The 23606-nt window shown below is 73.1% G+C and carries 19 protein-coding genes; 10 read left to right on the top strand and 9 right to left on the bottom strand.

Features of this window, described 5'->3' with window-relative positions; translation table 11 throughout:
* Positions 1-17: 17 nt before the first annotated feature.
* Positions 18-932, bottom strand: coding sequence for an alpha/beta fold hydrolase (locus ACW69E_RS00300; RefSeq protein WP_457496139.1), 915 nt, complete (start codon positions 930-932; stop codon positions 18-20).
* 240 nt (positions 933-1172) lie between these two features.
* Between ACW69E_RS00300 and ACW69E_RS00295 the strand changes: the two genes are divergently transcribed.
* The 3 genes from ACW69E_RS00295 to ACW69E_RS00285 all read left to right on the top strand — a co-directional run bounded on the left by ACW69E_RS00295 (position 1173) and on the right by ACW69E_RS00285 (position 3645).
* Positions 1173-1865 carry a TerB family tellurite resistance protein gene (locus tag ACW69E_RS00295; protein WP_457496138.1) on the top strand — a complete coding sequence of 231 codons (693 nt, stop codon included), beginning with the start codon at positions 1173-1175 and terminating at the stop codon, positions 1863-1865.
* 82 nt (positions 1866-1947) lie between these two features.
* On the top strand, positions 1948-2697 hold the full coding sequence (gene recO / locus ACW69E_RS00290; RefSeq protein ID WP_237882920.1) for a DNA repair protein RecO: 750 nt from the start codon (positions 1948-1950) through the stop codon (positions 2695-2697).
* A 90-nt stretch (positions 2698-2787) separates the two neighbouring features.
* Positions 2788-3645, top strand: a complete 858-nt coding sequence (locus ACW69E_RS00285; RefSeq protein WP_457496137.1) for an isoprenyl transferase — start codon at positions 2788-2790, stop codon at positions 3643-3645.
* A gap of 89 nt (positions 3646-3734) precedes the next feature.
* Here the strand turns inward: ACW69E_RS00285 and ACW69E_RS00280 are convergent, their stop codons facing one another.
* The 4 genes from ACW69E_RS00280 to ACW69E_RS00265 all read right to left on the bottom strand — a co-directional run bounded on the left by ACW69E_RS00280 (position 3735) and on the right by ACW69E_RS00265 (position 7076).
* Positions 3735-4160, bottom strand: coding sequence for a Fur family transcriptional regulator (locus ACW69E_RS00280; RefSeq protein WP_457496136.1), 426 nt, complete (start codon positions 4158-4160; stop codon positions 3735-3737).
* A 125-nt stretch (positions 4161-4285) separates the two neighbouring features.
* A complete protein-coding gene (locus ACW69E_RS00275) occupies positions 4286-5206 on the bottom strand; it encodes a metal ABC transporter permease (RefSeq protein ID WP_457496135.1) in 921 nt (306 codons plus the stop codon).
* Positions 5203-6006: a metal ABC transporter ATP-binding protein gene (locus ACW69E_RS00270; protein WP_457496134.1), complete on the bottom strand. Its 804-nt coding sequence runs from the start codon at positions 6004-6006 to the stop codon at positions 5203-5205. Before ACW69E_RS00270 ends, ACW69E_RS00275 begins: the two co-directional genes overlap by 4 nt.
* A gap of 11 nt (positions 6007-6017) precedes the next feature.
* Entirely contained in the window at positions 6018-7076 is a 1059-nt protein-coding gene (locus ACW69E_RS00265; protein ID WP_457496133.1) for a metal ABC transporter substrate-binding protein, read from the bottom strand.
* A 172-nt stretch (positions 7077-7248) separates the two neighbouring features.
* Between ACW69E_RS00265 and ACW69E_RS00260 the strand changes: the two genes are divergently transcribed.
* The 3 genes from ACW69E_RS00260 (at position 7249) to dusB (ending at position 10441) form a co-directional block, all read left to right on the top strand.
* On the top strand, positions 7249-8631 hold the full coding sequence (locus ACW69E_RS00260) for a glycine--tRNA ligase (RefSeq protein WP_457496132.1): 1383 nt from the start codon (positions 7249-7251) through the stop codon (positions 8629-8631).
* Positions 8632-8902: 271 nt separating this feature from the next.
* Positions 8903-9214, top strand: coding sequence for a hypothetical protein (locus ACW69E_RS00255; protein WP_457496131.1), 312 nt, complete (start codon positions 8903-8905; stop codon positions 9212-9214).
* An 84-nt stretch (positions 9215-9298) separates the two neighbouring features.
* Positions 9299-10441, top strand: coding sequence for a tRNA dihydrouridine synthase DusB (gene dusB, locus ACW69E_RS00250; protein WP_457496130.1), 1143 nt, complete (start codon positions 9299-9301; stop codon positions 10439-10441).
* 48 nt (positions 10442-10489) lie between these two features.
* On the opposite strand, the gene ACW69E_RS00245 is transcribed toward dusB, so the two are convergent.
* On the bottom strand, positions 10490-11965 hold the full coding sequence (locus tag ACW69E_RS00245; protein ID WP_457496129.1) for an MGH1-like glycoside hydrolase domain-containing protein: 1476 nt from the start codon (positions 11963-11965) through the stop codon (positions 10490-10492).
* Positions 11966-12295: 330 nt separating this feature from the next.
* On the opposite strand from ACW69E_RS00245, the gene ACW69E_RS00240 reads away from it, so the two are divergent.
* Positions 12296-13501, top strand: a complete 1206-nt coding sequence (locus ACW69E_RS00240) for an ROK family transcriptional regulator (protein ID WP_457496128.1) — start codon at positions 12296-12298, stop codon at positions 13499-13501.
* A gap of 471 nt (positions 13502-13972) precedes the next feature.
* Positions 13973-16711: a pyruvate, phosphate dikinase gene (ppdK, locus tag ACW69E_RS00235; protein WP_457496127.1), complete on the top strand. Its 2739-nt coding sequence runs from the start codon at positions 13973-13975 to the stop codon at positions 16709-16711.
* A gap of 139 nt (positions 16712-16850) precedes the next feature.
* Here the strand turns inward: ppdK and ACW69E_RS00230 are convergent, their stop codons facing one another.
* Positions 16851-17414, bottom strand: a complete 564-nt coding sequence (locus tag ACW69E_RS00230; protein WP_457496126.1) for a Uma2 family endonuclease — start codon at positions 17412-17414, stop codon at positions 16851-16853.
* 322 nt (positions 17415-17736) lie between these two features.
* Here ACW69E_RS00230 and ACW69E_RS00225 point away from each other — a divergent pair, with 322 nt between their 5' ends.
* Together ACW69E_RS00225 and ACW69E_RS00220 are read left to right on the top strand one after the other, a co-directional pair.
* Positions 17737-20532, top strand: a complete 2796-nt coding sequence (locus ACW69E_RS00225) for a glycosyl hydrolase (protein ID WP_457496125.1) — start codon at positions 17737-17739, stop codon at positions 20530-20532.
* Between the two features lie 150 nt (positions 20533-20682).
* Entirely contained in the window at positions 20683-21222 is a 540-nt protein-coding gene (locus ACW69E_RS00220) for a hypothetical protein (protein ID WP_457496124.1), read from the top strand.
* Positions 21223-21288: 66 nt separating this feature from the next.
* On the opposite strand, the gene ACW69E_RS00215 is transcribed toward ACW69E_RS00220, so the two are convergent.
* Together ACW69E_RS00215 and ACW69E_RS00210 are read right to left on the bottom strand one after the other, a co-directional pair.
* Positions 21289-22446 (bottom strand): alkaline phosphatase PhoX, encoded by a 1158-nt coding sequence (locus ACW69E_RS00215; protein ID WP_457496123.1) that lies wholly within the window; start codon positions 22444-22446, stop codon positions 21289-21291.
* A gap of 154 nt (positions 22447-22600) precedes the next feature.
* Entirely contained in the window at positions 22601-23518 is a 918-nt protein-coding gene (locus ACW69E_RS00210) for an oxidoreductase (RefSeq protein ID WP_457496122.1), read from the bottom strand.
* Between the last annotated feature and the right edge of the window lie 88 nt (positions 23519-23606).

Below are 23606 nucleotides of genomic sequence, written 5' to 3'. Positions count from 1 at the left end.
GGCCGTCTCCACGGGGGTCACCGCGCGGGGCGGGCGCGGTCCAGCAGGGCGCGCAGGATCTCCCCGGCGTGCGTCCACAGCAGCGCGCCCCCGGCGCCGGGGACGGTGTGGCGCACCGCGCCGGGGATGCGGGCGGCCAGGCCCGCGCCCCGGTCGGGGGAGTGGCCGGTGTCCTCCTCCCCGTACCACAGGTCCACCGGCACCGCGATGCGCGAGGGGTCGAGCCCGTGGGCGCTCCAACGGCCCATGGCCAGGGCGGTGTCGCGGGCGTAGCCGCCCGGCCCCTGGGCGAAGCCCTCCTCCAGGGCCCGCCGCCAGGCGGCGTCGAAGGCGGGGTTCAGGTAGACCGCCAGATCGCACCCGGGACTGTTCGACACGATCATCTCGCGCAGGGCGCCGGGCGTGAGACCGGCGAAGATCCGCTCGGCGGCGGACGGATCGGCGACGGCGGTGTCCACCAGCCGCCGCAGCTCCCGCGGGAGCACACCCGCGAACCGCGGCTCGGCGACCTCGTCCGCCCCGGAGACCACCGCGAGCGCCGCCACCACACCCCGCTCGGCGCAGGCCAGGGCGAACGGCGCACCCTGCGAGTTGCCCACCATGGCGGGCCGTACCAGGCCCCGGGCGGCGGCGAAGGCGCGGACGTCCTCGGCGAAGTCGGCGAAGGTGCGCCCGGGGAGCGGGCCGGAGGCGCCCAGCCCGGGCCGGTCCAGGGAGACCAGCCGCACTCCTAGCCGGGCTACCGCGCCGGCGCCGAACCCCAGGTGCCTGCTGGTGCCCGCGCCCGGGCAGAACAGCACGGGGAGGCCGTCCCGCGGCCCCCACTCCGCCCAGCCCAGCCGTCTTCCGCCGGGAAGCCGCTGTTCGCCCGTGCGCTCCGGGCCCGTGATGGTCCGCGTGATGTCCGCGTCCTCCGGGTGGATGGTGTTCACGGGTGTCATCCTGCTGGCCGCGGCGGCGGTACGCGACCGGTTTGCCGGGGCTCCCGGCGTCCTCGGCGCCCCATGCTTTCGCAAAGGTTTACGTCCGGCGCGGGGACGCCACGGAACCCTTTCCGACCTGCGCGTACGCCTTCCGGACCGGCCCGCAAGGGCCACAAGGGGAAGGGACGGGTGACCTCCGGGGTACTGACGGCACCTCACCGATGTGGTTAACATCACGCCCACGCGGCAATGGCGCAGGAGCGTGACGGAGGTACGGCAGTGGTGCACCCCCGGGGCCGGGACGGCCGGAGACTGCGGCTGGCGGGCGTCCGCACGGCCTGGCACACGGTCGACGACGGCGAGTTCTTCTGTCCCTCCTGCGGCGGCGACCGCAACTACAGACGCCGCACCGGGCGCCGCCGCCTGGTGGTGCTCGGCCTCCCCGTGCTGCCGCGGGGCGAGGCCGGGCCCGTGCTGGAGTGCGCGGCCTGCGAGGGGCACTTCGGCACCGACGCCCTCGACCACCCCACCACCACCCGGCTGGGCGCCATGCTCCGCGACGCCGTGCACGCCGTCGCGCTGGCGGTGCTGGCGGTGGGCGGCTGCGAGGCGCGGTCGGCCCGTGAGGCGGCCGTGGAGGGCGTGCGGGCCGCCGGTTTCACCAGCTGCTCCGAGGAGCAGCTGGTCGCCCTGCTCGCGGCGGTGGGCTGCGACGGGGTCACCATGGAGATAGAGCTGCACGAGGCCCTGGCCCCGCTCGCCCCGCACCTGGCCGGGCCCGGCCGCGAGAGCCTGCTGCTGCTGGGCGCCCGGATCGCGCTCGCCGACGGCCCCTACACCCCCGGCGAGCGCAGGACGCTGGGCATGGTGGGGCGGACGCTGAGGCTGTGCGGGGAGGAGACCGACCGGCTGCTGAACGCCGCCCGCACCACCCCTTCCTGACGCTTCCCGGCCCCGCGCGCCCCGCCCGTGTTCCTCCGGCCCGCGTCCCCCGGCCGGGGGAAGGGTGGGAGACAATGGGGGAATGAGTCTGTTCCGCGACGACGGCGTGGTCCTGCGCACCCAGAAGCTGGGCGAGGCCGACCGCATCATCACGCTGCTCACGCGCGGACACGGACGGGTACGGGCCGTGGCCCGGGGCGTGCGGCGCACCAAGTCGAAGTTCGGGGCGCGGCTGGAGCCGTTCTCCCACGTCGACATCCAGTTCTTCGCGCGCGGCAGCGATCTGGTCGGCCGCGGCCTGCCGCTGTGCACCCAGACCGAGACCATCGCGCCGTACGGGCGGAACATCGTCGACGACTACGCCCGCTACACCGCCGGGACGGCCATGCTGGAGACGGCCGAGCGGTTCACCGACCACGAGGGCGAGCCCAACGTCCAGCAGTACCTGCTGCTGATCGGCGGCCTGCGCACCCTCGCCGCCGGCGAGCACGCCCCGGCGCTGGTGCTGGACGCCTTCCTGCTGCGCTCCCTGGCGGTGGGCGGCTACGCGCCCAGCTTCGAGGCGTGTGCCCAGTGCGGGCTGCCCGGCCCCAACCGGTTCTTCTCCGTCGCCGCCGGCGGGGTGGTGTGCGCCGACTGCCGCAGGCCGGGCAGCGTCGTGCCGTCCCCCGAGGCGCTGCGGCTGCTGGGCGCGCTGCTGACGGGCGACTGGGCGACGGCCGACGCGGCCGAGGCCCGGCACGTGCGCGAGGGCAGCGGGCTGGTGTCGGCGTATCTGCACTGGCACCTGGAGCGGGGCCTGCGCTCCCTGCGCTACGTCGAGAAGACCTGAGGGAGCCGACCGGCTACGCTCCCGGTATCCCTTCCCCGTCCTCACCCAGGCGCGGCCCTCCCGGGCCCCGCCCGACTGGAGATGAACCGCATGGCACGGCGCGGAATGCTGTCCCGGCAGCGTCGCGAGTACCTCACGCCCGAACCGCACCCCTCCGGCGCGCGCCCGCCGAGCATCCCCGCCGATCTGGTGCCCAGGCACGTGGCGGTGGTGATGGACGGCAACGGGCGCTGGGCCAAGCAGCGCGGGCTGCCGCGCACCGAGGGGCACAAGGTCGGCGAGGGCGTCGTGATGGACGTGCTCAAGGGCTGCCTGGAGATGGGCGTGAGGAACCTCTCCCTGTACGCCTTCTCCACCGAGAACTGGAAGCGGTCCCCCGAGGAGGTCCGCTTCCTGATGAACTTCAACCGCGACGTCATCCGCCGCCGCCGCGACGAGATGGACGCGCTCGGCATCCGCATCCGCTGGGTCGGCCGGATGCCCAAGCTGTGGAAGTCGGTCGTCCAGGAACTCCAGGTGGCGCAGGAGCAGACCAAGGACAACGACGCCATGACGCTGTACTTCTGCGTCAACTACGGCGGCCGGGCCGAGATCGCCGACGCGGCGGCGGCCATCGCGGCGGACGTGCGGGCCGGGCGGCTGGACCCGTCGAAGGTGAACGAGAAGACGGTGGCGAAGTACCTGTACTACCCGGACATGCCGGACGTGGACCTCTTCGTGCGGCCCTCGGGCGAGCAGCGCACCTCCAACTACCTGATATGGCAGAGCGCGTACGCCGAGATGGTCTTCCAGGACGTGCTGTGGCCGGACTTCGACCGCCGCAACCTGTGGGACGCGTGCCTGGAGTACGCCCGCCGCGACCGCCGCTTCGGCGGCGCCGAGCCCGTGGCGCCCGCCCCGGGGGAGGCCTCCGGGCAGCCGGAGGGGACCGTACCGCCGCAGGCCTGACGCCGCGCGTCCGGGCACGCGGCGCCGGATGCGCGGCGCGGCCCGGACGCTCCCGCCGGGAACGTCCGGGCCGCGCCGCGTCCGGGCCCTCAGGCCTTGGCGCTCCGGGCGGCGGCGCACTCGCCGCAGGTGCCGAAGATCTCGATGGTGTGGGCCACGTCCACGAAGCCGTGCTCCGCGGCGATGGAGTCCGCCCACTTCTCCACCGCGGGCCCCTCCACCTCCACGGCCCTGCCGCAGTTGCGGCAGACCAGATGGTGGTGGTGGTCGTCGGTGCTGCACCGGCGGTAGACGGCCTCGCCCTCGTCGGTGCGCAGCACGTCCACCTCGCCGGCGTCGGCGAGCGACTGAAGCGTGCGGTAGACGGTGGTCAGACCGACGGAGTCGCCTCGGTGCTTGAGCATGTCGTGCAGCTCCTGGGCGCTGCGGAACTCGTCGACCTCGCTGAGCGCCGCCGCCACAGCGGCGCGCTGCCGGGTCGACCGGCCGCGTACGGGGGGACCTGCGGTCGCCACCATTGCCTCCTAGAGTCGGCGCTACCTCGCGTAGCTGATCGGCCATTGTGCCAGGTGCGGCGGGCGCCGCCGGGCGCCGCGCACCGGTGGTGTCATCGGCCGCGCCGTCCGCCGACAACCATCGGTCACCGCACGACCGTAACGCCTTCGGCCGCCCGCCGGTCCTCCCCCTCCCGGTCTCCTGCCCGCTCGCCGGGTCCGCTCCCCTCCTCCTGTCGCGCCCGCGCCCTCAGCCGCGCGCGGTTGAGCAGCGGGGCCGCCGCGGACAGGAGGGCGAACAGCGCGATGGCCAGCAGCACGATGGTGGCGCCGGGGGGGACGTCGGCGTAGTACGAGGTGGCGGTGCCGGACACGGACACCAGCACGCCCATGCCCACCGCGAGTCCCATGGTGGTCGCGAAGCCGCGCGTGACCTGCTGGGCCGCGGCCACCGGGATCACCATCAGGGCGCTCACCAGCAGCAGGCCCACCACCCGCATGGCCACGGTCACGGTGACGGCGGCGGTGACGGCCAGCAGCAGGTTGAGCAGCCGCACCGGAAGCCCGCTGACCCGGGCGAACTCCTCGTCCTGGCAGACGGCGAAGAGCTGCCGCCGCAGTCCGAAGGAGACCGCCAGGGCGAGGACGGACAGCACCACGATGGCGGTGACGTCCTCGGACGAGACGGTCATGACCGACCCGAAGAGCGGGGAGAGGAGATCGGCCGTGGTGCCGCCCGGCGCCAGGTTGATGATCAGGACGCCGCCCGCCATGCCGCCGTAGAACAGCATGGCCAGGGCCACGTCGCCGCGCGTTCTGCCGTACCAGCGGATCAGCTCCATCGCGACCGAGCCGAGCGAGGCGACCACCACGGCCGTCCACACGGGGCTGGTGCTCAGCAGGAAGCCCAGCGCCACACCGGTGAGGGCCACGTGCCCGATCCCGTCGCCCATGATCGCCTGGCGGCGCTGGACGAGGTAGATGCCGATGGCGGGGGCCGCGACGCCGACCAGCAGCGCGGCGAGCAGGGCGCGCTGCATGAAGGCGGGCTGGAGGATCTCGATCATGTCAGCAGTCCGGTCCGGGTCGGTTCGGCCAGGTGATCGGCGTGCGGGTGGCACGCCTGGTCGTGGAGGTGCGCGGTGCCCTCCACGCGCTCCACGCGGCCGTCGTGCAGGACGACCGTGCGGTCGATCAGCGGGGCCAGCGGGCCGAGTTCGTGCAGCACCAACAGGACGGAGACGCCCTCGCCGGTCTGCTCGCGCAGCGCCTCGGCCAGGACGCCCTGGCTGAGCAGGTCCACGCCGGCCAGCGGCTCGTCCATGACCAGCAGCTCGGGCTCGCCGGCCAGCGCACGGGCTATCAGCACGCGCTGGTGCTGGCCGCCGGAGAGCGCGTTCACCGAGTCCCGCGCCCGGTCGGCCAGCCCGACCAGCTCCAGAGCCCGCCGCACCGCCGCCCGGTCGCCGCGGCCCAGCGGCCCCAGCCGCCTGCGGGCCAGCCGTCCGGAGGCGACGACCTCGCGCACGGTCGCGGGCACGCCGGCCGCCGCCGTCGAGCGCTGCGGTACGTAGCCCACGCGGTGCCAGTCGCGGAAGCGGCGCAGCGGGGTGCCGAACAGCTCCAGCTCACCGCCCGAGGTCTGCACCTGGCCGACGGCGGCCCGCACCGTCGTGGACTTGCCCGAGCCGTTGGCGCCGAGCAGGGCGACGACCTCGCCCCGCCCCACGGCCAGGTCGATGCCGCGCAGCACCGGCCGCGCCCCGAGCGAGGCGGTCACGCCCCGCAGGGAGAGCACCGAAGGCGCCGTCGCCGGTGCCGTCGCGTCGGCCGCGTTCCGTGCCGCGGCGGTGTGCTCGTCCGTCATGATCGGCCTCCTCACCGGGCGCCGAGCGCCTTCCGCAGGGCCTGGAGATTGGCCCGCATGACCTCGAAGTAGTCGTCGCCCGGGGAGGCGTCGGTGATTCCCTCGACGGGGTCGAGGACGTCGGTGCGCAGCCCGAGGTCGTCGGCGAGGGTCTTCGCGGTGCGCTCGCCGGCCGCCGCCTCGAAGAAGACCGTGTCGACGTCGTCCTCCTCGGCCACCCGGTGCAGCTGCTTCATCCTCGCGCCGCTGGGCTCGGACTCGGGGTCGAGACCGGCGACGGACTCCTCGTGGAGGCCGTAGCGGTCGGCGAGGTAACCGAAGGCCGCGTGTGCGGTGATGAAGGTGTCGGTCCTGCGGTTCTCCAGGCCCTCGCGGAAGTCCGCGTCCAGGTCCTTGAGCTTCTTCGCCAGGGCGTCGGCGTTCTTCCGGTAGTCGTCGGCGTGGTCCGGGTCCGCCTTCGCCAGGGCGTCGCCGACGCCTTCGGCCACCTCGGCGTACCTCACCGGGTCGAGCCAGACATGCGGGTCGGCGGCTCCCTCGCCGCCGTGGTCGTGGCCCTCGTGGCCCTCCTCGGCGGGCTCCTCCCCGTGACCCTCTTCCCCGTGACCCTCCTCGTGCTCGGAGGTGTGCTCGTCCCCGTGCTCCTCCTGGTGGCCCGAGCCGTGCTCCAGGGGCTCGGTGTAGGAGGTCGCCTCGGCGACGTTCTCCACGCCGGACTGTTCGATCGCCTTGTCCACGGCCGGCTGGAACCCCTTGAGGTGGACCACCAGGTCCGCCTCGCCCAGCTCGGCGGTCTGCCGCGGGCTCAGCTCCAGATCGTGCGGCTCGACGCCGGGCTCGACCAGGGAGGTGACCGAGACGTGCTCCCCGCCTATCTCCTCGGCGAGGAACTGCATCGGGTAGAACGACGCGACGACGTTCACCCCGTCGCCCGCTCCTCCTCCCGTCTGGCCGCCCGAGCCGCAGGCGGTCAGGCCGAGCATGCCCAGAGCGGCGGCTCCGGCCAGTGCGGTACGGGAGGCGGCGCGGCGGCGGGGGCTGGATATGAGAGGACGGCGTCGAGCGTTCATGACACTCATTTTCGCCCTAGTTGGAAATGATTGTCAAATGAGATGGAGGTTTCGGCGATCGGCGGCGACCGGGTTTCCGGCATCCCGCGTCCGAACCCCGAACCGATTTGATCCCGCCCCGGTCATCGCCGGTAACCTGAGGCATTCCGTCGTCTGTACCGAAGAGAGCACCGTGGCCGCCGACAAGATCGACACCATCGTCAGCCTCAGCAAGCGCCGTGGCTTCGTCTATCCCTGCAGCGAGATCTACGGGGGGCAGCGGGCCGCCTGGGACTACGGCCCACTGGGTGTGGAGCTGAAGGAGAACATCAAGCGCCAGTGGTGGCGCTACATGGTCACCTCGCGCGACGACGTCGTCGGAATCGACTCGTCGGTCATCCTCGCCTCCGAGGTCTGGGTCGCCTCCGGCCACGTGGCCACCTTCACCGACCCGCTGACCGAGTGCACCTCGTGCCACAAGCGGTTCCGCGCCGACCACCTCGAGGAGGCGTACGAGGCCAAGCACGGCCGCCTCCCCGCCGCCGGCCTGTCGGACGTCAACTGCCCCAACTGCGGCGTCAAGGGCCAGTTCACCGAGCCCAAGCAGTTCTCCGGCCTGCTGTCCACGCACCTCGGCCCGACCCAGGACTCCGGCTCGGTCGCCTACCTGCGTCCCGAGACCGCACAGGGCATCTTCACCAACTTCGCCCAGGTGCAGCAGACCTCGCGCCGCAAGCCGCCGTTCGGCATCGCGCAGATGGGCAAGTCCTTCCGGAACGAGATCACCCCGGGCAACTTCATCTTCCGCACCCGTGAGTTCGAGCAGATGGAGATGGAGTTCTTCGTCAAGCCGGGCGAGGACGAGAAGTGGCACGAGTACTGGATGGAGCAGCGCTGGAACTGGTACACCGGGCTGGGCCTGCGCGAGGAGAACATGCGCTGGTACGAGCACCCGGCGGAGAAGCTCTCCCACTACTCCAAGCGCACCGCCGACATCGAGTACCGCTTCCGCTTCGGCGGCGGCGAGTGGGGTGAGCTGGAGGGCGTGGCCAACCGCACCGACTACGACCTGAGCTCGCACTCCAAGGCCTCCGGCCAGGACCTGTCGTACTTCGACCAGGAGGCCGGCGAGCGCTGGACGCCGTACGTCATCGAGCCCGCGGCCGGTGTCGGCCGCACGATGCTGGCCTTCATGCTGGACGCCTACACCGAGGACGAGGCGCCCAACGCCAAGGGCAAGATGGAGAAGCGCGTCGTGATGCGCCTCGACCCGCGCCTGTCGCCGGTCAAGGTCGCCGTCCTGCCGCTGTCGCGCAACCCGCAGCTCTCCCCGAAGGCCAAGGGCCTGGCGGAGACGCTGCGCCGGCACTGGAACATCGAGTTCGACGACGCCGGCGCCATCGGCCGCCGCTACCGTCGCCAGGACGAGATCGGCACGCCGTTCTGCGTCACCGTCGACTTCGACACCCTCGACGACAACGCCGTGACGGTGCGCGAGCGCGACACCATGAAGCAGGAGCGCGTCTCGCTCGACCAGATCGAGTCCTACCTCGCGGCGCGGCTGATCGGCTGCTGAACCCGCCGTAAGGGCGGTACGCGCGGCTCTTGTGCGGAGGCCTCCGGACCCGGTGCGGGTGCGGAGGCCTCCGGCCGTCCCCGGCACCCGCACCGGGTCCGGAAGGCGGGACGGCCCTGCCGCCGCCCCGGCCGCGTCCCGTTTGCCGGGATCCGGAAACCGGCCGCCGCCGAACACTGCCCCACACGGCTCTGGTGCCGCCGCGCGCCGCCTCCCAGAATCGGCCGGGCACACACGGACGGGGTCCGGAGGACGGCAAAAGGGGGGACGCATGCTGACGACGGGCACGGTGACCACGGGCACGGTCAGCGGTTACGGACAGGACGGGCGCATCCACGAGGTGAGGATCACCCGTGAGCTGTGTCTGCGCCGCGGTACGGGGGAGGGCCGCCATCTGGTCTGCGGCACCTGCGACCGCCGCTTCACGGCCCACGGCCTCGCACGCGCCGAGGCGGCCCACCACCTGGCCGAACACGGCGCGCGCGGCGGCGGGCCGCGGCTGAGCCCCGCGCCCTGGATCCTCGGGCTGATCGGGCTGGCAGGCTTCCTCGCGGTCTTCACGCCCGCCTTCCTGGGGCACTGACCCCGCCGGGGGCGGGGGCATACGGGGGAGCGGTCCGGATGGGGGACAATTGAGGACCGCCCCCGCCCCCGAGCGACGACGAGGATGCCCGCCCCCATGTCACAGCAGCTCGCCATCGGTCCGCACACGGTCCGGCCGCCAGTGGTCCTCGCGCCGATGGCCGGGATCACCAACGCGCCGTTCCGGACGCTGTGCCGCGAGTACAGCGGTGGCCGGGGGCTGTTCGTCAGCGAGATGATCACCACCCGGGCACTGGTCGAGCGGGACGCCAAGACCATGCGGCTCGTCCACTTCGCCGAGACCGAGAAGCCGCGCTCCATCCAGCTCTACGGAGTGGACCCGGCGACCGTCGGCAAGGCCGTCCGCATGATCGCCGACGAGGACATGGCCGACCACATCGACCTCAACTTCGGCTGCCCGGTGCCCAAGGTGACCCGCAAGGGCGGCGGCTCGGCGCTGCCGTACAAGCGGAACCTGCTGCGGGCCATCCTGCGCGAGGCCGTCACCGGCGCCGGCGGGCTGCCGGTGACCATGAAGATGCGCAAGGGCATCGACGACGACCACCTCACCTATCTGGACGCCGGGCGCATCGCGGTGGAGGAGGGCGTCACCGCCATCGCCCTGCACGGCCGCACAGCCGCCCAGCACTACGGCGGCACCGCCGACTGGGACGCCATCGCCGCGCTGAAGGAGGCCGTGCCCGAGATCCCGGTGCTGGGCAACGGCGACATCTGGTCGGCCGACGACGCGGTGCGGATGATGCGCGAGACCGGCTGCGACGGCGTCGTGGTCGGACGCGGCTGCCTGGGCCGGCCGTGGCTCTTCGGCGATCTGGTGGCCGCCTGCGAGGGCAGGCCGGAGCGGGCCGAGCCCACCCTGGGCGAGGTCGCCGCGGTGATGCTGCGGCACGCCCGGCTGCTGGGGGAGTGGCTGGAGGACGAGGCGCGCGGGGTGATCGACTTCCGCAAGCACGTGGCCTGGTACACCAAGGGCTTCCCGGTCGGTTCCGAGATGCGCCGGAAGCTGGCCGTCGCGTCCTCGCTCGCCGAGCTGGAGGACCTGCTGGGCGAGCTCGACCTGGACCAGCCGTGGCCGAAGGGTGCGGACGGACCGCGCGGGCGCACCTCCGGACGCAACCGGGTGGCCCTGCCCGACGGCTGGCTGGACGACCCGTACGACCGCGCGGGCGTCGCGGCCGAGGCCGAGCTGGACACCTCCGGCGGCTGAACCGGCCCCGGGCGCACCGGGCCGGTTCAGCCGCCCCGGGGAGCCCGCTCAGCCCGCCGTGCCGCTGCGCACCAGCGCCCCGACGCGCATCCCGGTGCGCACCGCCGCGCGGTCCGCGGACCGGTCGGCGCTGCGGGAGAGCAGGTCCAGGGCGAGCGCCGCCGTCCAGCTGAACTCCCGGGCGCCCCGGCCCGCCCCGGTGTGCGGGTCGACGTACTCGGCGAAGCCGGAGGCGGCGGCCGAGGCCAGCACCGCGGCGCGCAGGGAGTCGGCCCGGTTGGTGTGCCCGTACTGCCTCAGACCCCGCTCCACCAGCCAGTTGACGTTGAACCAGGCCGGTCCCCGCCAGTAGCGGCACGAGTCGAAGGCGTGGCCCTTCAGGTCGTAGCTGGGCACCAGGCGGACGGTGTCGCCCAGGCCGAAGTGCTCGCCGCCGACGGTACGCAGCAGTGTGCGGACGATGTGCCGCGGCAGACCGGGGACGATCAGCGGCACCAGTCCGGCGGCGCTGCGCTCCCGGATCGGCTCGCCGCGGTGCCCGGCTCGTACGTCGCGGCACAGGAACATGCCGCTGTGCTCGTCCCACAGGCGTTCCACCAGGGCGCCGGTCAGCCGCGCGGCCCGCGCGCGGTGCCCGCCGGGGTCGCCCTCCGGCCCCTCGGCACCGACCTCGGCGGCGATCTGCGCCAGGGCGTGCTCGGAGGCGATCAGCAGGGCGTTGACGCCGGGGTCCTCCACCGCGAACGGGTGCGGGGCGTCGGCGTCCCGGTAGCCGTGGTCGCGGTAGTCGGCCGCCAGCCGCACGTACCGGCCGTAGTCCAGGTCGGTGGGGCGGTCGGCGGCCGAGCCGTGGTCGAGGTCGCAGCGGCGGAAGGAGCAGGGGTCGGCGGGCTCCACGCGGGACAGGGGGGCGTCCCAGGCCGGGCTGTTGTCCATGCCCGGCTCCCACGGGTGGACGGCCGACACCAGTCCGTGCCCGCCCAGGTCGCGGTGGGCGGTCAGGTAGCGGTGCCAGGCGACCAGCCGCGGGTAGAGGCGTCTGAGGAAGCCGCGCCGCCGCGAGGTCGCCGGGTCGGCGCGGTGCACCAGCCAGGCGGCGAGCGCGTGGACGGGCGGCTGCACGATTCCCGAGGTCTGCGTGTGCCCGGGCGCCCCGGCCCCGGCTCCGGCGGTCGAGGAGCGCCAGAAGTCCGGGCTGGGGAAGTACGCGCCGAGCGGCACGGACGGGTTGAAGACGATGTGCGGGACGCGGCCGTCGCCCCACTGGGCGGCCATCAGCGTCTCCAGCTCGCGCTGGGCGCGCGGCGCCGACAGATGGCGCAGGCCGATCGCGACGAACGCCGAGTCCCAGCTCCACTGGTGCGGGTACAGGCTGCGGGAGGGAACGGTCGAGGCGCCCGTCCAGTTGCGCAGCAGCACCTGGCGCGCGGCCTGGCGCAGCTCGGCGGCGGTGACGCCGACAGGCGGCCGCTGGGCGGGGATGAACGGCCGGGCTGTGGTGAGGGGGAGCGGGACGGGCTTCATCGGACCGCCGCACCCGTGCCGGAGCGGGCGGTGGAGCGTGCCGCGCACGCCCGTGGTCCCCCGGCCCGGGGGGCGGGCGGGCATATGGGGGTGTCGGTGGACTGGGTGACGCGCTCCACGAGAACTCCGGTGTCTGTACGACTCCTAGGTTACGCCTCCATAAGCCTAGGGTTCTGTCTCGCGAAAAGGCAGAAGTGATCCTGTGAGACCCGACACAGGAGGGCGCAGGGGGTGGCCGGGTGTGCACGGCGGGTGGGCGGACGGGGGCTGAGCAGGGCGTGTGGCAGGGGCGGGACGGCTGCGGCCGACAGGGGCGGAGAAGATGGCCGTATGACCGGGAACCAATCCAGCGCGGGACATCTGCTGCGACTGATCCGCAGCGGGCAGGCGACCACCCGCGGCGAACTCCAGCGAGCCACCGGACTGTCCCGATCCACCGTCGGCCACCGCCTCGACCAGCTCTTCGGGGCGGGCTGGATCCGCGACGGCGCCACCGTGCCCGTGGGCGGGCCGGCGGGCGGGCGCCCGTCGAACCGCCTGGAGTTCGACGGCTCGCACGCAGTGGTCCTCGCCGTGGACGTGGAGACCAGGCACGGGCTGGCCGCCGCGCTGGACCTCAACGGCCGGGTGCTGGCCGAGCACACCGGGCCGCTGAACATCGAGGACGGCCCGGAGAACGTGATCGACCGGGTGGCGAGGTGGTTCCCGCCGCTGCTGGAGCGGGCCGGGGCGGCGCCGGGAGACGTCTGCGGCATCGGGGTGTCGGTGCCGGGGCCGGTCGACCGGGAGACGGGGCAGGTGGTCCAGCCGCCGATCATGCCGGGCTGGGACCGCTACCCGATCCCGGAGCGGATGCGGCGGGCGTATCTGCGGCGCACCGGCGCGGACGGCGAGGGCCCCGTGGTGCTGGTGGAGAACGACGCCAACCTCATGGCGTACGCCGAGCAGCGCACCGGCTGGCGCGACTGCGGCGCCTTCCTGCTGGTCAAGGTCTCCACCGGCATCGGCGCGGGTCTGGTGGTGGACGGCGAGATGTACCGCGGCATCGACGGCGGCGCGGGGGACATCGGGCACATCAGACTGCACGACCGGCCCGACGCGCTGTGCATGTGCGGCTCGTACGGCTGCCTTGCGGCGGTCGCCAGCGGCCGGGCGCTGGCGGCGCGGCTGACCGGCTCCGGCGTTCCGGCCGCCTCCGGCACCGGGGTGCGCGAACTGCTGGCGGCCGGACAGCCCGACGCGGTGCGGCTGGCCCGGGAGGCGGGGCGCCGGGTGGGGGAGGTGCTGGTCACCGTCGTCACCGTGCTCAACCCCGGAGTGCTGATGATCGCGGGCGATCTGGCCGGCGCCCCGTTCGTCACCGGGGTGCGCGAGCTGCTCTACCAGCGGGCGATGCCCCGCAGCACCGCTCATCTGACCGTGGTCACCTCCCGGCTGGGGGAGCGGGCGGGTCTGGTGGGGGCGGGGGCGATGGTCGTGGAGCACCTGTACGCACCGGAGCGGGCCGATACCCGGCTGGCCGCCATGGGGCTGTGAGGCGGGGTGCCGAGAGGGCCGGGCGGGGGCGCGTCTACCGGGTGCTCATTCGAGCGGCGTAGCTCCCTTATGTGTCCAATGGCTGAGATGCCGGGCCCGTCAAGAGGGTGATGCTCGCCACTCTGATCGGGCTCTCGCTCATATGAGCACTCAAAACAGCCCTGCACTTCTCAAAGAGTGGCACTCGGTGCCACCCTTCTTCCGTTCACCCGCCCGCCGTCGCACTCACCCAGGGTGGCGAAAACGGGGGCCACCCGTCACCCGGCGCATCGATCGGTTCGAGTGGTGAACGAACCAAGTCGAGCCACTTGAATCAGCCTTTACTTTCGATCCTTCGGCGGATCGGCGGTTACGCCCCCATGGACCACTGGTGGCCGTACTCGAAATCCTTTGATCTGGGTACGCTCCCCGCCGTCAGGGCAGCCTTCCCCCGGCCTCCGCCGAGGGGATCCAGCGAGGAGCGCGATTCTCTTGCCGGAAAACCAAGAGCCTCACGTAACCCAGAAGTTCGTCTACGACTTCACCGAGGGCAACAAGGACCTCAAGGACCTCCTCGGAGGCAAGGGAGCCAACCTCGCCGAGATGACCAACCTCGGTCTCCCGGTCCCTCCCGGGTTCACCATCACCACCGAGGCCTGCAAGGTCTACCTCGACTCCGGCTCCGAGCCGCCGGCCCTCCGCGACGAGGTGAGCGCCCACCTCGACGCCCTCGAGGAGAAGATGGGCAAGAAGCTCGGCCAGGCGGACGACCCCCTGCTGGTGTCCGTCCGCTCCGGCGCCAAGTTCTCCATGCCGGGGATGATGGACACCGTCCTGAACATCGGCCTGTCCGACGCCTCCGTGGCCGGACTCGCCGCCCAGTCCGGGGATGAACGTTTCGCCTGGGACTCCTACCGGCGCCTGATCCAGATGTTCGGCAAGACCGTCCTCGGCGTCGACGGCGACCTGTTCGAGGAGGCGCTGGAGGAGGCCAAGCGGGCCCGGAACGCCTCCACCGACGTCGACCTGGACGCCGGCGACCTCAAGGGCCTGGTCGAGCAGTTCAAGGGCATCGTCGCGGAGCAGACCGGCCGCGACTTCCCCCAGGACCCGCGCGAGCAGATGGACCTCGCCGTCCGCGCGGTCTTCGACTCCTGGAACGGCGAGCGCGCCAAGCTCTACCGCCGCCAGGAGCGCATACCCCACGACCTGGGCACGGCCGTCAACGTCTGCTCGATGGTCTTCGGCAACCTCGGCCCCGACTCCGGCACCGGTGTCGCCTTCACCCGCGACCCGGCCAGCGGCCAGCAGGGCGTCTACGGCGACTACCTCGCCAACGCCCAGGGCGAGGACGTCGTCGCCGGCATCCGCAACACCGTGCCGCTGGCCGAGCTGGAGACGATCGACAAGAAGTCCTACGACCAGCTCATGCGGATCATGGAGACCCTGGAGAACCACTACAGGGATCTGTGCGACATCGAGTTCACCATCGAGCGCGGCAAGCTGTGGATGCTCCAGACCCGGGTGGGCAAGCGCACCGCCGCCGCCGCGTTCCGCATCGCCATCCAGCTCGTCGACCAGGGCCTGATCGACGAGACCGAGGCGCTGCGCCGCGTCAACGGCGCCCAGCTCGCCCAGCTGATGTTCCCGCGCTTCGACGAGAGCCGGACCGGTGACGGCGCGGTCGAGCGGATCGGCCGGGGCATCGCCGCCTCGCCCGGCGCCGCCGTCGGCGCGGCCGTCTTCGACTCCGCCACCGCCGTGGCCCGCGCCCGCGCCGGGGAGAAGGTCATCCTGGTGCGCCGCGAGACCAACCCCGACGACCTCGACGGGATGATCGCCGCCGAGGGCATCCTCACCTCCCGCGGCGGCAAGACCTCGCACGCCGCCGTAGTCGCCCGCGGCATGGGCAAGACCTGCGTGTGCGGCGCCGAGGAACTCCAGGTCGACCTCAGGCAGCGCCGTATGACCGCCCCCGGCGGCCTGGTCGTCGAAGAGGGCGACATCATCTCCATCGACGGCTCCACCGGCAGCGTCCACCGCGGCGAGGTGCCCGTCGTGCCCTCCCCGGTCGTGGAGTACTTCGAGGGCCGCACCCGGCCCGACGAGCAGGCCGACGAGCTGGTCCGGGCCGTGCACCGGATCATGGCCCTGGCCGACGGCGAGCGCCGCCTGCGGGTGCGGGCCAACGCCGACAACGCCGAGGACGCCGCCCGCGCCCGCCGCTTCGGCGCCCAGGGCATCGGCCTGTGCCGCACCGAGCACATGTTCCTCGGTGAGCGCCGCGAACTGGTCGAGCGCCTGGTCCTGGCCGAGACCGACGAGGAGTGCGAGGCCGCGCTGGCCGCGCTGCTGCCGCTGCAGAGGGGCGACTTCACCGAGCTGTTCGAGGCCATGGACGGCCTGCCGGTGACGGTACGGCTGCTGGACCCGCCGCTCCACGAGTTCCTGCCCGACCTCACCGAGCTGTCGGTGCGGGTCGCGCTCGCCGAGGCCCGCGGCGAGGTCGACGAGGACGACCGGCGGCTGCTGGGGGCCGTCCGCCGGCTGCACGAGCAGAACCCGATGCTGGGCCTGCGCGGCGTGCGCCTGGGGCTGGTCATCCCCGGCCTGTTCACCATGCAGGTGCGGGCCATCGCCGAGGCCGCCGCCGACCGGGCCGCCGCCGGCGGCGACCCCCGCGCGGAGATCATGATCCCGCTGGTGGGCACCGTCCAGGAGCTGGAGTGCGTCCGCGAGGAGGCCGAGAAGGTCATCACCGAGGTCCAGCAGGCCCGCGGCGTGGATCTGAAGCTGCTGATCGGCACCATGATCGAGCTGCCGCGCGCGGCGGTGACGGCCGGCCAGATCGCCGAGTGCGCCGACTTCTTCTCCTTCGGCACCAACGACCTCACCCAGACCACCTGGGGCTTCAGCCGGGACGACGTGGAGGCGAGCTTCTTCACCGCCTACCTGGAGAAGGGCGTCTTCGGGGTCTCGCCGTTCGAGACCATCGACAGGGACGGCGTCGGCGCGCTGGTGCGAGGCGCGGCCGAGGCCGGCCGGGCCGCCCGCCCCGACCTCAAGCTGGGCGTGTGCGGAGAGCACGGCGGCGACCCGGAGTCGGTCCACTTCTTCCACGGGATCGGTCTGGACTACGTCTCCTGCTCCCCGTTCCGCATCCCCGTCGCCCGCCTGGAGGCGGGCCGCGCGGCGGCCATGGAGAGCGGGGAGGGCAGCGACAGCCGCTGACCCGCGAACAGAGACCACCTGACACCGGGACCGTCCCGCCGGCCGACCCTCACCGGCGGGAACGGCGGTCCCGGCGCACAAAGGGAAGGGCGGCGCCTGTGCGGAGGCGCCGCCCTTCCGCGTCCGCGCCGCGTGGCGGCTACTGCCGGACGAGTCCGGCCGGGTCGATCTCGACGGTGAAGGGGGCGTCCAAGCGGGTGGTCGTGCCCGCGAGAGCCGTGGTCCGCTCCGTGTACCGGCCGCCCTCCAGCTCGTGGACGACGAGCATCGGGGCCGGGTCGAACTCCAGGCGCCAGAAGTGCGGGATGGCGGCCTCGGCGTAGAGCATCGGCTTGAACTTGCGGTCCACGGTGCGGTTGCCGGGGGAGACCAGCTCGACCACGAGCTGCACGGCCTCGGCGTCCACGCTGACCCCGTCCTCGACGGTGGCACCGGCGTCCGCGACCACCAGATCGGGTACCACCAGGCCGGAGGGGAGGATGACGTTGACGGCCTCCAGGACCTCCACCGGAGCACCGACGGCCCGGGCGGCCGTGTCCAGCGCGACATGCAGGCGGAACGATGCCCGCTGGTGGCGGATACCGGGTGCGGGGGACATTACGAGGGACTCCCCCAGCAGCTCGTAACGGGTCCTGCGGTCTTCGGGCAAGGCCAGGACGTCGGCGATGGTCCAGGGCCCGGTGTGGTCGGTGGCAACGCTCATTCCCTCTCACCTCCTCGCCCGGCCGGCGGTCTCGGTGTGGCCCCGACGGACGGTATGTGGCCAGCATACGGCCCTCCCTCCCGCCGGCACCCGCTCTCACCCCCCGAGAGACTTCCCGCACATACGTACCCCGGTGCCGGGCCGGATCCGCGCGGACCCGGTGGACGTACCGGGGTCAAAGGCGTCAACACCTGAACGCTCACCGGTTGTTCAAGATTGTTTCTGTCGAACATCTTGACGCTCGGTCAGAGGAAACCTACGTTGCCGGGATCTGAGAGCGCTCTCAGAAATCTCCGAGCACACCCCCCCACAGGAGCCGTTCATGAGATTCCGCAGACGTCCCGCCGCGCTGCTGGCGGCGGTGGCGGCCACGGCGGCCGTCGCCACCGGCCTCGGCGCCGTCGGGGCGGACACCGCCACGGCCGCCACCGTCCCCGTCGGCCAGGGCGGCTACAGCGACACCCGCCCCGCCGGCGCCGCCGGACCGGAGAACAACGCCGGGGCACCGGTGAAGCCCAAGGTCACCGCGGCCGTGGCGGACAGGCCGGTGCCCACCAACGACTGGTGGTCCTCGCTGGCCTTCCAGCGCTACCCCGACAACCCGTACTCCGAGAACATGTACGGCCACCCCCTGACCTACCGGGCCGTCTCCGGCGGCCTGGAGGTCGGCCACCCCGCCTCGCACGCCGTCGTGGGCGAGGGCCGCCAGTACGAGTTCACGCACAAGCGCGACCTGACCCTCGGCATCGCCGGCCTGAACTCCCCCGACGCCAGGGCGGACGGGTGGAGCGACTGGACCGTCACCCCCTACTGGTCCGACGGCTCCCGCACCCTGCGCGCCACCATCGGCCACGGCCTGCCGTACGTCTACGCCCAGGGCAGCGGTGGCGCCGCGCGGATCTCCGCCGCGAGCACCCCGGAGGTCTTCGCCGACGACGGCAACGTGCTCGGCATCACCATCGGCGGCCGGCACTACGCGCTGTTCGCCCCCGGCGGCAGCGACTGGACCGTCTCGGGCACCGACGTCCGCGCGGACCTCGGCGGCAAGGACTACTTCTCGCTGGCCGTCCTGCCCAGCCGGGACGCGCTGGCCACCTTCCGCAAGTACGCCTTCAGCTTCGTCACCGGCTCCAAAGTGGCCTGGGACTACGACGAGGCCGCCGGCCGGATGAAGGCCACCTACACCCTGACCACGACGGCCAAGGAGGGCGGCGAGCGCGGCACCCTCCAGGCCCTCTACCGCCACCAGTGGCTGCACACCTCCGACGCCCTGACCGGCTGGACCTACGCCTCGCCACGCGGTGAGATGAAGGTCCGCGAGGGCGCCTCCTTCACCACCTCCCAGAAGGTCACCGGTGTACTGCCCGGCCTGCCGGTGCCGGACGCCGTGGACGAGGCCAGACTCAAGGGCTACATCGAGGAGGTCGTGAACGCCGCCGACCCGTTCGACGGCGCCACCGACACCTACTGGACGGGCAAGCAGCTCGGCAAGCTCGCCCAGCTGGTGCCGATCGCCGACCAGATCGGCGAGGCGGGCCTGCGCGACAGGCTGCTCGGCCTGATCAAGGGCCGGCTCCAGGAGTGGTTCACCGTCGGCGGGGCCTCGGAGTTCTCCTACGACCGCGACTGGCGCACCCTCATCGGCTACCCCGCCTCCTACGGCAGCGACAAGGAGCTCAACGACCACCACTTCCACTACTCGTACTACGTGATGGCAGCCGCCATCGTGGCCCAGTACGACCGGGCCTGGGCGGCGGACTCCGCCTGGGGCGGGATGGTGAAGACCCTGGTGAGGGACGCCGCCAACCCCAGCCGCACCGACGAGCTGTTCCCCTTCCTGCGCGGCTTCGACGTCTACGCCGGCCACAGCTGGGCCGCCGGGCACGCCGGCTTCGCCGCGGGCAACAACCAGGAATCGTCCTCGGAGTCGGTCAACCTCAGCGCCGCCCTGGTCCTGTGGGGCTCGGCCACCGGCGACGACTCCCTGCGCGACCTGGGCGTCTACCTGCTGACCACCGAGTCCGAGGCCATCGCCCAGTACTGGTTCGACGCCGATCAGGAGGTCTACCCCGAGGACTTCGGCCACGACGTGGTCGGCATGGTCTGGGGCAGCGGCGGCGCCTACTCCACCTGGTGGACGGCCAACCCCGAGGAGATCCACGGCATCAACGTCCTCCCCGTGACCGGCGGTTCGCTGCACCTGGCCCGCAACAAGGACGCCATCCGGCGCAGCATCGCCGAGATGGAGAAGGCCAACGGCGGCCCGGCCGTGGAGTGGCGCGACATCTTCTGGGAGTTCCAGGCACTGGCCGACCCGGCCAGGGGCAAGGCGGCCTGGGACGCGCAGCACAGCGGGTACGAGCCGGAGGCGGGCGAGACCAGGGCCCACACCTACCACTGGGTCACCACCCTGGACGCGATCGGCGCCCCCGACACCTCCGTCACCGCCGACAGCCCGACCGCCGCGGTCTTCGCCAAGGGCGGCACCCGCACCTACGTCGCCCACAACCACTCCGGCTCGGCGGTGACCGTGACGTTCTCCGACAGCGGGAAGCTGACCGTCCCGGCCCGCTCCACGGCCACCGGCACCGGCACGGCGGACCCGGGCGACCCCGGCGACCCGCAGGACCCGCCCGCCACCGGCGACACCTTCCACCTGCGCTCCGGCGGGGCGCTGAGCACCACCGAGGCCGCCACCGCGTCGGCCGACACCATCGCCTCGGCGGGCGGCGCCAACCGCGACGGCACCCCCCACCGGCCGCTGGTCTACGAGATCGGGAACGTCGACGGCACCTACGAGCCCGGCGGCACCACCGGCTTCCGCCTGAAGGTGGACGCGGGCACGGCCGTCGGACTCGGGCAGCAGGCGCGGGTCTCCTACGACCTGACCGGCGACGGCACCTTCGACCGGGTGGAGACCTACCGCTACTTCGCCACCGACCCGGTGGACGGCTGGGAGGAGTACGACGCCTCCCGCGCCGGTCTGAAGTCGGCCTCGGGCAGCCTGGGCGATCTGCGGGGCGGAACGATCCGCGTCGAGGTGTGGGGCGCGATCGGCGACGCGCCGGCGAAGCTCCGGGTCGGCTCCGGCTCGGTGCTGACCGTCCCCTTCGGCTGACCGGACCCGGCCGTGCGCGCGCCCCGCGACTTCGGGCGCGCGCACGGCGGTCCGGGCGGCATGGCGTACGGTCGGAGGGTGGCCCCGGCCGGTGAACTCCTGGGTTCGGCAAGACAGTTGACCACTGACCGCCCGACAGGAGACCACACCGTGCGTACCCGCCGTGCCAGAGCCGCCGTGCTCGCCGTCCCCCTCGCGTTGGCGCTGTCCGCCTGTTCCGGGGGTGCGGACCGGGAGGCGGGCGGCGGCCCCTCGCCCTCCCCGTCCGCGGCCTTGGAGCAGACGGCCGGGCCCGTGTCCGAGGAACTGCGCGCCATCGCCTCCGCCTCGGCGGAGGCCGAGGAGTCCGCCGCCTTCTCGCCGCGGAGGCCGAGCCCGGGGCCGAAGGCGGTCCGCGACGCGTTCGCCGGGCTCCAGGCCACGTTGAACGACTCCTGCGGCACCCCGGGGAACTGCGAGTACCTGCTCAACCGGGTCGTCGACGAACTCATCGGCCTCGACGGGGCGATGAAGGCCGACGGCAAGGGCCCCGGTCACTTCCCCGAGCCGATCGAGTGGATCGCGGCGATGCGGGAGCGGATCGGGGAGGACCGCTCCTACGAGCACCTCAAGTCCCACCAGGACCTGATCCTCGGCACCCGCGACCGGATCAACGTCTGGATGCAGGACCATCCCGACGACTACCGCTGACACCCCGCGGCCCCGCCGGGCGCGGCGGGGCCGCCGGAGGACCCCGCCGCGTCCGGCGCCCGCGCTTCAGGAGCGGAACGGACCGCGCACCTCGTAGGTGATGCCGCCCGAGCTGCTGCCGCTGGTGCCGCGCTGGCTGGAGAAGTACAGCCGGGAGCCGTCGGGGGAGAAGGCCGGGCCGGTGATCTCCGAGGAGGACTGGCCGCCGATCCGCAGGAAGGGCGCGACCACGTCGTCCGGGGTGATCACGCAGATCTCCATGTTGCCGCCGTCCTCGGCGACGAAGAGGTCGCCGGAGGACGAGGCGGTGACGTTGTCCACGCCCGTCAGCGGCGCGGTGCCGGAGACCAGGGAGTCGTCGTAGGCCAGCTCGATCGTGTCGCTCGCCGCGTTGAGCTGCCACACCCGGCCGTCGCCCTTGGTGGTGAACCAGCAGGTGCTGTCGGCGTAGTGGCAGCCCTCGCCGCCGTTGAAGTGCTTGGCGGCCGAGACCTGGTGGCGGGTGGCGGTGGAGGCGGCCGACGGGTCGGGGACGCGGGACCAGCCGATGGAGCCGGAGGTGCCCGAGCCGCCCGTCATCACCTCCAGCGTCCCCGAGGACAGGTCGCCCCAGGTGGTGGGGCGGAAGCGGTACAGGCAGCCGTCAGAGACGTCCTCGGTCAGGTAGATCACCTTGCGCACCGGGTCGGCGGCGGCGGCCTCGTGCTTGAAGCGGCCCATGGCGTCCCGGCGCACGGCGGGCTTCACGCCCCAGGGGTCGGTCTCGTAGACGTAGCCGCGGTCGACCTCCTCGCACGACAGCCAGGTGTTCCACGGGGTCTTCCCGCCCGCGCAGTTCTGCCGGGTGCCCGACAGGATGCGGTGGGCGCCGGTGATGTTCCCGGAGGAGTCGAAGCGGACGGCGCTCGCACCGCCGCCGGGGTTGATCTCGGAGTTGGAGACGTAGAGCCAGCCCCTGCCGTCCGTGTAGCAGGCGCCGCCGTCGGGGGCGTTGTGCCAGGTGTAGGAGGTGCCGGGCACCTTCTGCCCGGAGCGGGCGATCACCCGGCTGGTGAAACCCCGCGGCAGCCGGATGCCGTTGGCGTCGGCCGGCTGCAGGGCCCCGTAGGGCCCGGCGCCGGGCTGGGCGGGCGCGGCGTGGGAGGCTCCGCGCCACAGGGATCCGCCGAAGGCGGCCACCGATCCGGTGAGTACGGCTCCGCGCAGGAAGTTACGGCGTTCCATGGTCACTCCACCGAAGTCGTCTGGCCCCGCGGCCGGTCGGGCGCGGGGTCGAACGACGTGGAACGGTAGGGAGCCCAATTTGACGGAGCATGAACAAACGGTCGCGCGGGGCGGCCGGTTGCCCCAACACCGGCCGTCGCGCCGGACGCGTGGCTCAGCGCACGGCGAAGTCGTAGCGCACGCCGGTGAGCCGCTCGGAGGTCTCCCACAGCCGTGCGGAGGCGGCGTCGTCGCGGGTGCGGCGGGCGCGCGGCGACGGACCGGGCGCGCCGCGCACGCCCAGCAGGCGCGGGCCGGTGAAGGAGTCCGGGAGCACACCGGGGGCGGTGGCGGCGTACAGGGTGGGGGCCGCGCCCAGCTCCGGGGAGGAGGCGACCAGCCGGTTGAGCAGGTGCGCCCCGCGCTCCGCGACGCGGTTGCCGGCCAGCCGCGGCCCCCTGCCCTGGAGCTCGGTCGCCGAGTAACCGGGGTGGGCGGCGGCAGCCACCAGGCGGTGCTCGACGGTGCGGCGGGCCAGTTCGTGGGTGAACAGCAGGTTCGCGCTCTTGGAGCGGGCGTAGGCCGTCCACGGGTTGTACCGCACACCGCTCGCCGGGTCGTGCGGATCGACGTCCGACAGCAGGTGCATCAGGCTGGAGACGTTGACCACCCGGGCGGCGGGGGCGGCCAGCAGCCGCTCCAGCAGCAGTCCCGTCAGCGCGAAGTGGCCCAGGTGGTTCACGCCGAACTGGGTCTCGAAGCCGTCGGCGGTCCTGGAGAACGGGATCGCCATCAGCCCCGCGTTGTTGACCAGCAGGTCCAGCCGGTCGAGGGGGAGCGTCTCGGCGAAGGCGCGCACCGAGGCCAGATCGGCCAGGTCCAGCACCCGCACCTCGGCGCTCGCCCCGGGCGCCTCGGCCCGCAGCCGCTCCAGGGCCGCGTCCCCGCGCTCCCGGTCGCGGCAGGCGAGCACCACCCGAGCGCCGCGCCGGGCCAGCTCGCGCGCGGTCACGTAGCCCAGGCCGCTGTTGGCCCCGGTCACCACGGCCGTGCGCTCGTCCATGCGGGGGATGTCCCGTACCGTCCAGCCCATCGGTGTCACAGCTCCTCGCCTCGGCGCGCGCCCGGTCCCACGGTGACGGCGCGATCGTCTCCTTCGCGCGGCACAGCGTAGGCCGGAC

The organism is Streptomyces sp. SS8 (genome assembly GCF_054072955.1).
This window is presented reverse-complemented; position numbering and strand designations above follow the sequence as displayed.